General features: G+C 62.8%; 11 protein-coding genes. 5 read left to right on the top strand and 6 right to left on the bottom strand.

Features of this window, described 5'->3' with window-relative positions:
- The first annotated feature begins 71 nt into the window (after window positions 1-71).
- A complete protein-coding gene (locus VF769_RS14410; RefSeq protein WP_331009120.1) occupies window positions 72-434 on the top strand; it encodes a DUF6876 family protein in 363 nt (120 codons plus the stop codon).
- A gap of 119 nt (window positions 435-553) precedes the next feature.
- On the opposite strand, the gene VF769_RS14405 is transcribed toward VF769_RS14410, so the two are convergent.
- Together VF769_RS14405 and VF769_RS14400 are read right to left on the bottom strand one after the other, a co-directional pair.
- Window positions 554-1,819, bottom strand: a complete 1,266-nt coding sequence (locus VF769_RS14405) for an ATP-dependent helicase (protein WP_331009119.1) — start codon at window positions 1,817-1,819, stop codon at window positions 554-556.
- The gene (locus tag VF769_RS14400) at window positions 1,816-3,633 is read right to left on the bottom strand and encodes an ATP-dependent nuclease (protein WP_331009118.1); all 1,818 of its coding nucleotides are present in this window, start codon (window positions 3,631-3,633) and stop codon (window positions 1,816-1,818) included. The genes VF769_RS14405 and VF769_RS14400 overlap by 4 nt, the downstream gene beginning before the upstream one ends.
- A gap of 758 nt (window positions 3,634-4,391) precedes the next feature.
- On the opposite strand from VF769_RS14400, the gene VF769_RS14395 reads away from it, so the two are divergent.
- The 3 genes from VF769_RS14395 (at window position 4,392) to VF769_RS14385 (ending at window position 7,561) form a co-directional block, all read left to right on the top strand.
- Entirely contained in the window at window positions 4,392-4,877 is a 486-nt protein-coding gene (locus VF769_RS14395) for a S26 family signal peptidase (RefSeq protein WP_331009132.1), read from the top strand.
- A gap of 242 nt (window positions 4,878-5,119) precedes the next feature.
- Window positions 5,120-6,889 (top strand): DUF3363 domain-containing protein, encoded by a 1,770-nt coding sequence (locus VF769_RS14390; protein ID WP_331009117.1) that lies wholly within the window; start codon window positions 5,120-5,122, stop codon window positions 6,887-6,889.
- A gap of 234 nt (window positions 6,890-7,123) precedes the next feature.
- The gene (locus VF769_RS14385; RefSeq protein ID WP_331009116.1) at window positions 7,124-7,561 is read left to right on the top strand and encodes a helix-turn-helix domain-containing protein; all 438 of its coding nucleotides are present in this window, start codon (window positions 7,124-7,126) and stop codon (window positions 7,559-7,561) included.
- Window positions 7,562-7,729: 168 nt separating this feature from the next.
- On the opposite strand, the gene VF769_RS14380 is transcribed toward VF769_RS14385, so the two are convergent.
- Together VF769_RS14380 and VF769_RS14375 are read right to left on the bottom strand one after the other, a co-directional pair.
- Window positions 7,730-8,710 carry a glycosyltransferase gene (locus tag VF769_RS14380; RefSeq protein WP_331009115.1) on the bottom strand — a complete coding sequence of 327 codons (981 nt, stop codon included), beginning with the start codon at window positions 8,708-8,710 and terminating at the stop codon, window positions 7,730-7,732.
- Between the two features lie 75 nt (window positions 8,711-8,785).
- Window positions 8,786-10,024 (bottom strand): cation:proton antiporter, encoded by a 1,239-nt coding sequence (locus VF769_RS14375; RefSeq protein WP_331009114.1) that lies wholly within the window; start codon window positions 10,022-10,024, stop codon window positions 8,786-8,788.
- A gap of 145 nt (window positions 10,025-10,169) precedes the next feature.
- Between VF769_RS14375 and VF769_RS14370 the strand changes: the two genes are divergently transcribed.
- The gene (locus VF769_RS14370) at window positions 10,170-11,597 is read left to right on the top strand and encodes an aspartate aminotransferase family protein (protein WP_331009113.1); all 1,428 of its coding nucleotides are present in this window, start codon (window positions 10,170-10,172) and stop codon (window positions 11,595-11,597) included.
- Here the strand turns inward: VF769_RS14370 and VF769_RS14365 are convergent.
- Both VF769_RS14365 and VF769_RS14360 read right to left on the bottom strand, forming a co-directional pair.
- A complete protein-coding gene (locus VF769_RS14365) occupies window positions 11,594-11,986 on the bottom strand; it encodes a GreA/GreB family elongation factor (RefSeq protein WP_331009112.1) in 393 nt (130 codons plus the stop codon). The genes VF769_RS14370 and VF769_RS14365 overlap by 4 nt on opposite strands.
- 449 nt (window positions 11,987-12,435) lie before the next feature.
- Window positions 12,436-14,025: a lysine--tRNA ligase gene (locus VF769_RS14360; protein ID WP_331009111.1), complete on the bottom strand. Its 1,590-nt coding sequence runs from the start codon at window positions 14,023-14,025 to the stop codon at window positions 12,436-12,438.
- Window positions 14,026-14,037 lie beyond the last annotated feature (12 nt).

Genomic DNA, 14,037 nt, shown 5'->3' with positions numbered 1-14,037 from the left:
GGCGCCGCTTCCCGATCGCGGAAGCGGCGTCGCTCATTCTCACCCTTCAATCTTGTTGAGGAGACACGCACATGTCTTCAAAGACGCTTCGCGCCAGCGATCTGGCGCAATTCACTGGCAGTGAATGCTGGTATCGCCATCCGCTCTATCCTTCGATCACCTACACGGACGGCGCTCAATACGTGGCCGAAGCCGGCGGCGCCTATTGGTTGCTCGATGCGATCGTTTCACACCAGCACGACGCCCGCGTGCGAAGCGAACCATTCCAGGTTTGGACGCTTCGTGTAGCGCACGACCGCACCGCTCTACTCACCTGCGAGGACGGCGACCACGGAATGGTCGCCAGCCAGGCCATCGCTCTCACGGACTTCCCGCTGCCTGAAATCACGCTCTGGCTTCAGAACGATGTGATCTTTCTGCCGAGCGAATATTGAAGCTCTGTTGTGGCGTAGTCGGAGCGTCAGCTGCCTTCGCTCGCTTCGCGACCAGCGGCAGCTTTGGAGCAGACGGGACGCCCCCGAACCAATGGGACGGGTCAAAATCGGACCGACTTTTAGGCAAAAGGAGCTGCTTTCAACAGGCTTCCGCCCTGCAGGATCACCGTACACCAGCGTTGAGCACGTGTTACGGCGTTGTAAAGCAAGCGCCGCTTGTGCTCGTCATCGCCGCCGACTTGGTACGGCCAGAGAATGACGACGCCCTCGAACTCCCTGTTCTTTGCCTGCTGCACCGTCAACGCGGTGAAGAGTGAGCTGCGCGTTCCCGATCGCTGACGTCGCATGGACACGTGGCGCGCGATGCGCGCGTCAATCTCTGCACGGTGAAACACAGTGACGCCGGCGGCATGTGCTTGAAGCCGCACCCAGGCGATGGTGTCCTTGATTGCGCCGGAGGGAAGCAGTAGCTCGAGGGCGGCGATCGTTTGCTCGGACGTCGCTCCATCGCTCAGCAGGAGCGCTTTCGCCAAGCCGGCGGCCTCGTCGCCATCCGATCGCTCCCACCTGATAGGAAACGGTCCGCTCTTGTGCTTGCCGCATTGGTTCTGGGTCACCCTTTCGACGACATCGCGCGCAAATCCGCCGCTCAGCGACGGCGTGATTACCGCAACGTTGCCGCCTTGGCGCCACTGGATAGCGTTTGCGAGAAACGCCGCGGGCATATAGGCGCCGGTGGCTTTCAAGATTTTGAACGACGATCCTACTTGCGGTTTGATGCCGGTCCTGATGGCCGCGGCCGCGCTGAGCAATTCAGCAACATCGGTCCTGTGTACTTTGGTCAAGACGGTAGGCGCGCATGCGGTTCTCATCCACGCGACGCATGGATTGGGCCGGAGGCCTGGGTCCAAACACTGAAACTCGTCGGCGGCGATGAGCATGAGACCGCCGCTCGCCAACGCCTCAACCATTCGCAAGCGTTCCGGCTTCAAGTCTTGCGCCTCATCGATCAGGACGATTGGGAAGCTTGTCGCGATCCACGCGGCGACTTCCTGGCGCGCGAGCAAGTCGGCGGCGGCCGCGCATTGTTCATCATACTGGTCGTTTTCCAGCGGCGGTGTGCCTATCGCGGTCGCCGTTCCTCGCCAGCGGCGGACTAGACGTTGCGCGAAACTGTCGATTGTGGCGCATTCGATGCGCCCGCGCAGCGCGCGCATGGCATACAACTTCTCGTGCAGCCTGCGCCGTGCGCCGTGCATGAAGGTGAGCGCCAGAACGCGTTGGCCATCGCGCAACGGCGCCTCGGAGAGCTTCTGCGCCAGCGTCTCCATCAGCCGAACAGTCTTGCCACTGCCGGCAACGCCTTCGACAGCGACAACGGTCATGGTCGGAAGGTGAGGATGCGCGGCGATCCGGCGGTGCCGGCGAAGCGAGGCGTCTCGACTCCCAGCGCGGCGTCGCAGATGGCGTTCAGAACATCGCTGGCTCGGTTGCGGCAAGCATCGATGCTGCCGATGACGCCGACAACCGCCTCATAAGCGATCTGGTCCTGTTTGATCCCGTGCCCGGCGCGGTCGCTGGATTTCAGACGCGCGACGAGGTCGCCCACCGATGTCGCTCCGGGAGAGAGGCTTGAGTTCAGTTCGTGGAGCGCACTGGAGGCGTTAGCCTCTAGAATCCATCCCAGCACATCTTCCATCATCCAGTCGTCCGGCCACCGAAGGATGATGACGGAGGTGGCGGCAGAGGTGGCTAGTGATTGTGCATAGCCGAGCCCAGTGGCGTCTCCATCGACGAGCGCGGTGATCCGCGGATGAAGGGGCGTGAGAGCTTCAACCGTGGCCTCCACGGCGGCGTCATGGGTGGGAATGAGCCCGATATGTGCGCCAAAGCGGCTTTCCTCCGCCCCGGTCCAGCTTTGGTTTTGCTCCACGGCGCGAACGAGGAGGCCCAGTAGTTCTTGATCTATCCGGCCCTCGGGTACGAGCACGGCGTCATGCATGATGGCGGCGATGGTATCGACGCGATGGAGCTGGAAGAGTTTGCGGACCGCGTTGGACGTCGCGGCCGGGAGCGAAGAGGCAAGAAGCGGCGTGGATGAGAGTTCGCCGGCCTCGTTGCGGAGCACGAGGACGGATTGAGGATTGGAGATCGCGGCGACGGTCGGGGAATGCGTCGACACGAAGGTCTGCGCGGAAAGCGCCTGGATGCGATGCACGAGGCGCCGCTGCAGCGGAGGCGGCACATGAAGCTCGGGCTCCTCGAGCGCCATCCAGAAGGTCTCGCCCGATTGCGCGCGCTGACGTCCGAACTGGAGCAGCAACAGTAAGTGCTGCAGCGAAACCAGTCCGCTGCCGTGCCGCCGCGCCGGCAGGCCGTGCGCGGCGTCCGCACGCTTGTAGTGCGGCACCACCGCCTCAAGCAGCCCGTCGCTGTCGGTTGATGTCACGCGCAGATGTAGGCTGGGCGCAGGGCGAAAGAAGCTGGAAAGCTCGACGTTGATCTGCGTGACGATCGGCGCGAGCCGCGCGTCTTGTTCCAGAGGCTGCTCGGGCGCCCTCAATCGATCGCGCTCGGCGAGAACGGATTCCGCTGGCTGCCCGCCCGCGGAGGCAATCACGCGGCGAAAGAGTTCCGAGCCGAACGAGATCACCCGATCCCAGGTTCGGCTCGCCGGCACGAGGAAGAAGCCAAGATCGCGAATGAGGCGCGCCGGTACAAGCACGACGGCCTCATCGACGAACACATCGCCGATGGCGTCGTCATCGTGAAAATAGCGCACCGTCTCAACTTCAAGCGCCGGCCTGTCGAAACGCGCGCAGAAGCCGATTCGGCAAGCAAGCGGCCAGGCTGCGTCGTTGCGAGTAGGCGATACCTCGCCGGCGGCCGCGTTCCACCAAACCGGAACGGCGCGATCATCGCGAAACCAATCGGGATGTTCGCTTGGGTCATCGCCGGTGAAGCCGCTGATCGTGGCGATAAGGCGAATACGATCGGCGGGTTGGGGATCGCTGCCGAAGAAATCATGCTCGGTCAGACTGCGCACCATCCGATCGCGCCCGAAGAGAAACGCAAGCGCTTCGATGATGGTCGTCTTTCCGCAATTGTTGGAGCCAACGAACACGCTGTGCTCGCTGAAGCGCACTCGACCGCGCCTAATGCCGCGAAAATTCTCGACTTGTAGATCGACGACACGCATCGCGCGGCCTCTTCAACGCTCTAGCCTCGGAGCCGGATTGCGCCGGCTGACCGGAAATCTTTCGGGAAGACCGCCGGCGCCATAGAAGTCGGGCGTCGGCGACCCGAAGCATCTTCATTTCGGCTCCGGAAGCGGTGCGACTCAGCCCGGCCGACTATTTTATCATGACTCGGTGGCAGGCGGCGGACGCGATCGAGGCCGCCGAGGATCGTCGACGTCAATGGCGTCGAAGTTGCGCAGTGCCCACGAGGGTCGCCGCGCGCAGGCGAGAGGTGCAATCTGCTGCGCCGGGAGAATCCCATGTCCGCCCAAGGCGTCCTTCTCGAAGATCGTTTTCTCGACCCGCATGCCTCGGCGCGGCTGATGTCCGTTCCGGCCGAAATGGCTGGAAGGTCGCTCATTAGGATACTTCACGGGCACGCGTTTGCGCTTCACGGATTTTCTGACGCCGGAAATCACGCTGTGGGTTCAGAGCGATTTCTTCCTGCCTGCGAGTATTGGTTGCGGAAGCACGTCCGCATTTGGCCCACCCGCCCGCCCAAACGCGTGCGCGGTGTTTTTGCCGCAAGACGCCGCATTTTCGTTTGTCGATTGTACGGGCGATCCCGTCGGCTTCGCCGACAGGCCGGGCTGTCGTGCTTCGCACCGAGCCCAGGTGGTCTCGGCCCTTCGGGCTTCCATCCCTATCGCGAGACCCGCCCACCCGCCCCGGATGAATTGAGGTGAGGCCGCATCGTGCATCAGTTCTGCTGACGGAGATGCGTGCGGCTTCTTCAAAGCTGTGTCTCGGCGCCGCTGCAATGGCGCTTACCGCGCTCCTCTTTGTGAGCGGCGAAAAGCAGGATGTCGTGCTCTTCAACCATAGTCCGTCGGTGCCGGTCGGATTTTACGTTCGCGAGTCCGGCGCGCCAACACACGGCGCGTTTGTGACTGTACGCGCGCGGGATGCTGCGCCGGTTCAGGCGGCCGCGCACCATTACGATGATGAGGGCGATCGTTTTATCAAACGTTTGGCTGCGGTCGCAGGGCAGGAGGTGTGCAGTGACGGTCGCATACTCCGCATCGACGGGGCGGACGCCGCAGTGGTTCAAAACAACGTTGGCGCCCCGCAAGCATGGGTTGGATGCCGCAGACTCAGCGCTTCGGAAATTCTCCTCTTAGGAGATAGCGTGGACTCGTTTGACGGTCGCTATTGGGGCCCAATCAGCACCGACCTGATCGAAGGCGTCTGGCGTCCGCTCTAGCTTTTTTCCAACACGAGGAATCGCGGGGCAACAGGCGGCAACACTTACGTGCTCGCTAGTGCGTGAATGCGAGAGAAGGGAGGACGCGCGCAGATGGAACGGGTGCGGTGGAGAGCAAGATTAAGAGCGCCGCAGGTTTTCTTCTGAGGCTTGTGAATCCTGGTGTTTTCACGCGGCATGCGTGATCATCGCGCGGTGGAAATAGCGGTATCGCTGCACATTCAACGGCCCGTGACGCGGCAATGGCCAAGGCATCACTATCTGAGCGCTTGAAGACGTCGGCGCTGGTGCGTCCAAACGATGTGACGCACGCGCTCGCAGCGGTGCGCGACATGGCTGTGTTTCGCGAGGAAGATGCGCTCACCGGCAAAGTCCAGAAGACGCGATCACTTAGCGGCCGCGCACGCAGCGGCGCGCTTGGCGGACAATTATCCAAGCTGCTGTCAGGCCGCCGACCCGGTGGAAGCCTTCGCGCAGGCGGCGCAAACGCGGCATTCGCGCAAGACAAGCGCCAGCGCGTCGTAGTGACTGTGTTCTATCAGGGCCACGGCGGCAGTGGCGCAGCCAAGCTGATCGCACACGGCAAGTATCTCGAACGCGATGGGGCCGGTCCGGAAGGAGAGCGGGGCCAGTTCTATGACCACGAGCAGGATCGTGCCGAGGCAGCGCCGCGTTTGGCGGAGTGGGCGGCTGAGGACAAACGCCACATGCGCCTCATGCTCGCGCCAGAGAGCGGCGCCCGCATCGAGGATATGAAGGACTTCACGCGTGCGACGATGGCGCAGATGGAGCGCGATCTCGGCATGCCCTTGGAGTGGGTGGCGGTCGATCACCACAACACCGACAACCCGCATGTCCATGTGATCCTGCGCGGCCGCAGGCGCGATGGACCGGATCTCATTATCCCACGGGAGTACGCGACGTGGGGGCTCCGGCACGCGGCGCGGGAAGTGGCCACGCAGATGCTGGGCGATCGCGGGCGCGATGACGAACGGTTGGCGCTTGATCGCGAGACGCGCGCCGAGCGATCTACGCGGCTCGATCAGCTGCTGGCGGCCGAACTGAAGCCCGGCAAAGTGCATCGCATTCAGTCGATCGGGCGCACGCTTGAGCCCACGCTCAGAGCGGCGCTTCGAAACCGCGTTCGCGAATTGGTGCGCATGGGCCTCGGCCGGGAGGAAAAGCGCAACCGCTTCCGTCTCGATCTGGACTGGACATCACGACTTGAGGAGATCGGAAAGGGCATCGATCTGCGCCGTCGTTTGGGACGCGAGCTTGAGCCAAGCCAAGGCCGCCTCAAACTCTATGAGCCTTCAATGGGGCGCTTGACGGGCCCTGTGCTCGAAGCCGGCAGGCGCGGCGAGACCGGCAAAGGCTATGTGATCGTGCTCGACGGCATGAAGCGGCCAGTGCTCGCCAATGTGCGCGAGCGGGATGCAGCGGGCCTGCAGCCAGGAGCGCTTGTTGCAGTCGAACCGAGAGGCCACGAGGGCAGAGGGACGCGCGTAAAGATAGACCGGCTTTCCGAGACGCCGCTCCTGACACAAATCGAGGCGCCCGCGGAAACAGAGCTCGATCGTGAGATCGTGCGTCAACTCGCGGGCGAGCCGCCACGCCTGCCGAATACGCGAGAGGTCCGCAACGCCATCACAGAGCGGATCGGTTGGCATCAGCGCGAGGGCAACGGTGGGCGTGACCTGACCGGGCGCTTCGAATTCAATCACGGCGCGCTGGAACGACTGCGCACCTCGGAGCTCTCGCGCGCCGAGGACGCGCTCATGAAGGCGACTGGCAAGAGAGCGATCAATGTTGGGGATGGGTTGGAGCGCGAGTGGCGTGTGCGCGGCTTCGTTCAGCTTCAGCAGGGCAGGTTCGCGATGCTTGAGCGCAACGATGGCGTGGCGTTGATGCGCGTCACAGGCTCACTCTCATTGAAACAGGGGAAGGCGTATTCGCTCTCAATCATCAACGGCAAAGTGAAAGCAACGCCGTCGCTGGGATTGGATCGCTGAGCTCAACATTCTCGTGGGACACGAAAATATGGAACCGGTGGGGGCAACGCTGGGCAACACCGTACAACGCAGCCGCGGACACGTGGGGCAACGCAATCGCCGCTCATGCAACGGCCTTCGGGTTTCCGTATTGGATATCGTTACCGTCGTGGAGTTTGATGACGCGCCCGCATCTGCTCGACCTTATCAACTCAGCGACTAATCCGCTTCGCAAACGTAATGGTCGGGCGCACGATGGCGCATCAAACGCAATTGATGGTCATGAAGTTCGCTCGCAAACCGGTCCGTCCCGCATCCGCTGATCAACTCGCGTTTCTGTTTGAAGACGCGCCGCCACGCGCTCGTCCGATCGCAGATGAGCCGCGGCCCCGCGACCAGTTAAAGCCGCCAATGGTGGTGCTGAAGCCACGACCGAAGGTTGGCAAGAAATTAGCGAGACAGGCTCTGCCAGAGGTCTCGCGCGAAGATCGGCGATTGACGGCGGAGGAGGCTGCCGAATTGCTGTGCGTCAGCGTCAAAACATTGGAAGCGTGGCGGCGGCTTGGCAAAGGTCCGGTGTTCGTGAAACTGGGGCGCTCTGTGCGCTACACAATGCGCGCGCTAGACCAGTTCACCTGCGAACGCACGGTGCGCAATTCGGCCGAAGGCCGGCTTCTCGACGCGCACAACTGATCCGTACGCGCTTCCCTATGGCGCCCTATCGCTCACTTTTTACAGTTACCCACAGAAATGAGAGCCGAACGGGATGCGCAAAACGCTAAGCGCGTAAAATGCTGATTTTACGCGGCAAAAGCGCGATATTTTTCTCTAACGTTATACATGTCCCACATTCTGCGAGCCCTACGCAGCGCTCGCGCACGATTGGGACACGAATGGGATGTGAAACTCGCTCGTTCGAAAGCGATTGAGTTTACTCGCGAAATTCGAGCGATCTTCGCTGACGTTGTTGGGGTCCCATGCGCCGCTCCGCCGGAGCGCGTCCACTCGAAAATGGTTGCTCGTTCCGCCCAGCGGAAAAGGCAGCTTCAAACGCGCGAGCAGCGGCAGGACTTCGCGGAAGAGGATCGCATATTCGGCGGCAAACTGGCGCGCGATCCAGCTTTCAGCGGCGTTGTCGATATCGAGCGGCGCTTGCACGCAGGCGAGATTTTGCGGGCCGTCCTCGAATGCGGCAAGCGCGGCGCGCAATTGTTGGGGGTGCGGCCGATCTTCGGCGTCGTAGATCACGGCATATTCGCCGCGTGCGTAGGCGAGCGCTGCATTCAGGGCCTTTGGTTTGGTCCGCGGCGCCGACGGCGGCACGATCACCACATCGAGGTGATGCGCCTCGGCGGCGGCGAGTGTCGCGGCGATCGTGTCGTGATCGTCGCCTTCGACAATGAATTTTATGTCCAAAGCCTCGCGCGGGTAATCGATGTGCTCAAGCGCGGTGAGAAGATCGGGAATGACGTTGGCCTCGCGATAAAGCGGGCACAGGATCGTATAGACTGGAAAAACGTGCGGGTCGGCGAGGCGCCAAAGCGGCGCTTTGAGGTGCGCCGCTGCGACGAGCCGGAGAAGAATAGCCGCTGAGAACAGGGCGAACGCGCCACCCCACAGCCATTTCAGCGTGGTGCCCGGCGCGAATTTGAGCGCCACGATCAATCCGCCCAGGAGCGCCGCCAGGGCGATGAGCTGCGTGATGTAGAAGACGCGCCGCGCGGAACGTTGGGGATGGGTGCGATCGAAGTCATGAATGGCGCGATCGAGCGCGGTCGCACCTACGTGCGTCGCCGTGCGTCGCACGTCATCGAGGCGCACCAGTTCGCCATCCATGCCCATGGATGCTCACCCAACCCGATTACCCGCCCATCTTTAGGTTGTGGTGTGGTCAATCACAAGGCGAAATCGTCTGATTTAGACGGCGGCCTGGGGCGGGACCTCCGCAGGGCCTCTGTCGCGCTTGTCGGAGATGTGGTCGGCAAGCGCGAACAGGAGTGGGTTGAGGGCGATCGAAATGAGCGCTGCAGCAAGGATCAGGTTGTAGGTGTCCTCCGACAACAATTCGAGCCGCACACCCATGCCGGCGAGCACGAACGAGAATTCGCCGATCTGCGCCAGAGCCGCGGCGATCATCAGGCCGGTGCGGAGCGGAAGCTTGTAGAGCGAGGTGATCGCCAGCGCCGCGGCGCTCTTGCCGATCATGATAATGAAGACAACGGCGAGCACGCCGATAGGCTCGCGCACGAGCGTCATCGGGTCGAACAGCATGCCGACAGAGACGAAGAAGAGCACCGCAAACGTGTCGCGTAGGGGCAGCGAATCTTCGGCGATCTTGTGCGTGAACTTGCTGCCGTTGAGCACGACGCCGGCCAGGAAGGCGCCGAGCGCAAAGGATGCGTCGAACAATTCATAGGCGACCCAGGCGATTCCCAGCGCGAGCGTCAGGGCGCCGAGTGACATGAGCTCACGCGATTTCAAGTGCGCGATCTGCACGATCAACCAGGGGAAGAAGCGTGCGCCGACGAACAACATCAACGCTACGAAGACGCCGATCTTGCCGATGGTGACCGCCAGCGTGGAGAGCACCGCCGTGAGTGGGAGGCCGCCGCTATCCCCGTTGGCGAAGCCGGCAAGCGTCGGCAAGAGCACGATGGCGAGGACGATGGCGATGTCTTCGATGACGAGCCAGCCAACGCAGATGCGGCCGTTCTCCGTCTTCACCATGTGCCGGTCTTCCAGGGCGCGCAGCAGCACGACCGTGCTGGCGACCGAGAGGGAGAAGCCCAGCATGATGGATTCAGCGGCGCCCAGGCCCATCAGAGCGCCAACGCCGTAACCCAGCAGCGTGGCGGCTGTCATTTGCACGAGTGCGCCGGGGAGCGCCACGCCGCGCACGGCCCAGAGGTCCGCCAGCGAGAACTTGAGCCCGACGCCAAACATTAGCAAAATCACGCCGATTTCGGAAAACTGCATCGCCAAGTCGGCGTCACCCACAAATCCTGGCGTGAACGGCCCGACAGCGACGCCGGCAATCAAATATCCGACGAGTGGCGAAATACGCAGGCGCTGCGCCGCGGCGCCAAAGAAGAAGGCCAGTGTGATGCCGGCGACAAGGTTGACGATGAGGCCGTGACTTTCCATCGGATCTTTCAAATGGGGCCCATCGGCCGTCGCGCGCGCGGCGGTCGCCGATCGGCAAATTGAATGCGATGCACCCAATCGACCCGATTGAAGCGACCAAGTCAAACGCCGATGCGACGCAGGTCATGGTTTTTGTCGCCCCTCGAGCCTAGAACGCATGAAAGTAAGGGAGGCCGCTTTGGGCTCAGAGGACTTGCGGGCGCTGTTGGCCGATGTCAGTGCACATGCGCTCGCGTATCGCACCGCCGCGTCGACCCGGCCGCATTGCCCCGCGCGCGATTACCAGGAGCTTCGCGCGGCTTTCAATCAGCCGACTCCAGAGCGCGGCGCCCACGCGCGCGCGGTGATCGCTGAACTCGCGGCGCTTGCCGAGCCGGGACTCGCCAACATTATTGGCCCGCGCTTTTATGGCTGGGTGATGGGCGCGAGCCACGAGACGGGGGTCGCCGCGGATTGGCTGGTCAGCGCCTGGGGGCAGAATGTGGGCAATGCCCATGCGACGCCAGCGGCGTCCGCGTGCGAAGAGGCGGTGACCTGCTGGTTGCTCGATTTGCTCGACCTGCCGCGAGAGTCCTCGGTCGGTTTCGTGAGCGGCGCGACGCTCGCGAATTTCACCTGTCTGGCCGCCGCGCGCGGCGAGGTGCTGCGGCGTGTCGGCTGGGATGTGGAGGCTGACGGGTTGTTTGGCGCGCCGCCGGTCCATGTCGTGCTCGGCGAAGAAGCCCATTCCACTATTTTCTCGGGGCTCCGCTATCTCGGGCTCGGCGCGAAACGGGTCCTGAGCGTGCCGTCGGATGACCAGGGGCGCATGCGCCCTGATGCATTCAAGCGGACGATTGAGAAGCTGGAGGGCCCGGTTATCGCCATCGCCCAGGCGGGGCACATCAACGCGGGATCGTTCGACGCTTTTCCGGAAATCGCCGAGGCTGCGCACGCAAAGGGCGCGTGGTTGCACGTGGACGGCGCGTTCGGACTTTGGGCGCGGGCATGTCCGGATCGGGCGCATTTGGCGCGCGGTTTGGAGCTTGCCGATTCTTGGGGTGTCGACGGACACAAATGGTTGCAGACGCCCTACGACAGCGCCTACGCCATCGTACGGAATGCGGAAGCGCATCGGCGCGCCATGCTAATCGCGGCGAGCTATTTGCCTGCTGGCGAGGATCGCCACCCAGCCGATTATACGCCGGAGCTTTCACGCCGCGCGCGCGGCTTTGCGACCTGGGCCACGATCAAGGCGATGGGGCGCGAAGGCATTGCCGAAATGGTGAGCCGACATTGCGCGATCGCGCGCGGCATTGCCGAACGGCTCAGCGCCGCGCCTGACGTAGCTGTGCTCAATGATGTCGTACTCAATCAAGTCGCCGTCTGCCTCGGACCAGAAATGGATGTGGCCAAGGCCGACGCGCTCACGGCGCGCACGATCGCGCGCATACAGCGCGAGGGCGTCGTCTTCGTTGGCGGCGCCCATTGGCGCGGGCGCCAGATCATCCGCATCTCTGTCTGCAGCATGAACACGACAGAGGCTGACGTCGGCGCGAGCGCCGACGCCATTCTCAGCGCTTGGCGGGCGGAGCGCGACGCTTAGGCCGCGCGCCGCGGCGACACTTTGGTGACGGTCAGCCGATGCGTAGCGCCCATGTCATCGGGCCACCACATCGTGTCGCCCTCGGAGAGACCGATGAGCGCCGCGCCAACCGGCGTGAGCACAGAGATGCGGCCGTCGGCGAAGTTCGCGCAATTCGGATAGACGAGTTGGAAGTCGCGATAATCGCGACCGTCATATTCGAACGTCACGCCGTCATTCATGGCGAGCACGTGGCGAGGCAAGGCCTCGCTCACCTCAGCGCGCTGCATTTCCTGCAGCAATAAGGCTGCGCCCGGCGACCGGCCAAGGCCCTTCAAGGCGAGTTCGATGAGTTCCTCGTGATCGTCAGGGGTGACCAAGATGGAGGGGCGTTGCGGGGTCTTGTTCATAAACGGTCTCGTGCGTACGCGCGCGCCAGGGCGCGCTGCGGCAAATGCTTGCAGGGTGGCGATGGTGTGTAGGCGCCCCTAACTCGCGTATACGGGCGAGCTAGGGGCTAAGCGCAGCCGGCCGTGCGGTCCGCACGGACAAAGATCGACAGAAGGGGCGCGCTCGTACGCATGTGCCATGAGATCGTCGCTCTGCGTGAAAAGTCAACCTTTGGGCGCGGTCGAAAGCAGCGTCACACGCGGGCGTCCGTGTTGCGACAGCGAGCGTCACGCGATGACGATTCGAAGACGCCAGTTTCAAGAACGGCGGTGTCCGGTGTGCTTTGTGTGACGTTTCGTGCAAGCGGCGAACACACGCGCCAGCTGCGCGAACGCGATGATGACACTTCGCTTTCAATCGCGCCGAAGCTGCGTCACCAAGGCGTCACGCTTCGCAAGCGCGAAAGCGCTTACGCCGCTTTCAGTAAGTCGCCCGCCAAGCCCTTGCGCAGCAGCGCGCTGGTCTCGCGCACGCCGAAGATCGCCGCGAACTGGCCAAAGCGTGGGCCGCTTTCGACGCCGAACAGCACCTCGTAGAGCGCCTTGAACCAATCGCGCAGCGGCTCGAAGCCGTGCTCTTTGCCGACGGCATAGACTTCGTTCTGGATCGTCTCGCCGTCGGTCGTGTCCGCCGGCAGCGCATCCAGGCGCGCGATCAAAGCCTCGAACGCGGCGCGCTCCTTGTCGGTGGCGGCGCGGAACACTTTCGTGGGCTTCACGAAATCGTTGAAATAGCGCAGCGCGTAGCCCGTCAGCTTGTCCAGGAACGGATGCGTCTGCGGCGAGGCGTCCGGCGCATATTTGCGGATGAAGGCCCAGAGCTGATCCGAATTCTCCGCATTGGCGGCCGAGACGAGATTCATCAGCAGTGCAAACGAGATCGGCGACACATTCGCCGGCGGATTGCCGGCATGAATGTGCCAAACGGCGTTCTCAAGACGCTCGGCTTCGTTCTGCTTTTGATAAGCGTCGATGAAGGAGAGATACTCGTCCACCGCCTTCGGGATGACATCGAAATAGAGCTTCTTCGCCGTCTTCGGCTTCTGGAACATGTAAAGCGAGAGGCTCTCCGGCGCCGCGTACCTCAGCCATTCGTCGATGGTGAGGCCGTTGCCCTTGGACTTGGAAATCTTCTGGCCCTGGTCGTCGAGGAAGAGTTCGTAATTGAAGCCTTCGGGCGGGGCGCCGCCAAGTGCGCGACAAATCTTCGAGCTCTGCTGCACAGAATCGATCAAATCCTTGCCGGCCATCTCGTAATCGACGCCGAGCGCCGTCCAACGCAGCGCCCAGTCCGGCTTCCATTGGATTTTGACGTTGCCGCCGGTGACCGGCACTTCCGTCTTTGTGCCGTCCTCGTCTTCGAATGTGATCGTGCCGCGTTCGAAATTGCGCGCCAGCGTCGGCACTTGCAGCACGCGGCCAGTCTTCGGGCTGATCGGCAGGAAGGGCGAATAGGTGGTGCGGCGCTCTTCGCCGAGCGTCGGCAACATGATCGCCATCACCTGATCGTAACGATCAAGCATGGTGAGCAGCGTCTTGTCGAAGGCGCCGGACCTGTAGGCCTCCGTCGACGACATGAATTCGTACTCGAAGCCGAAGCTGTCGAGGAACGAGCGCAGCTGCGCATTATTGTGGTGCGCGAAGCTCTCGCAGCACCCAAACGGGTCGGGCACTTTGGTGAGCGGCAGATGCAGATGCTTGGCCAGCATGTCCTGGTTCGGCAGATTGGTCGGCACTTTGCGGAAGCCGTCCATGTCGTCCGAGAAGGCAATGAGCCGCGTCTTGATCTTGTCGCCGGTGATGCAGCGGAAGGCGTGGCGCACCATGGTGGTGCGCGCGACTTCGCCGAACGTGCCGATATGCGGAAGACCCGACGGGCCGTAGCCCGTCTCGAAGATCACCGTGTCTTTCGGCGTTTTCTTCAACCGCTCCACGATCAGGCGCGCCTGTTCGAAAGGCCAAGCCTTGGCGGCGGTAGCGAGGGTCTGAAGATCTGACATCGGCGAATCCAA

The organism is Vitreimonas sp. (genome assembly GCF_036392335.1).
Lineage (GTDB): Bacteria > Pseudomonadota > Alphaproteobacteria > Caulobacterales > Aquidulcibacteraceae > Vitreimonas.
The sequence above is the reverse complement of the archived record's forward strand: the minus strand, read 5'-3'. Positions and strand labels throughout refer to the sequence as shown.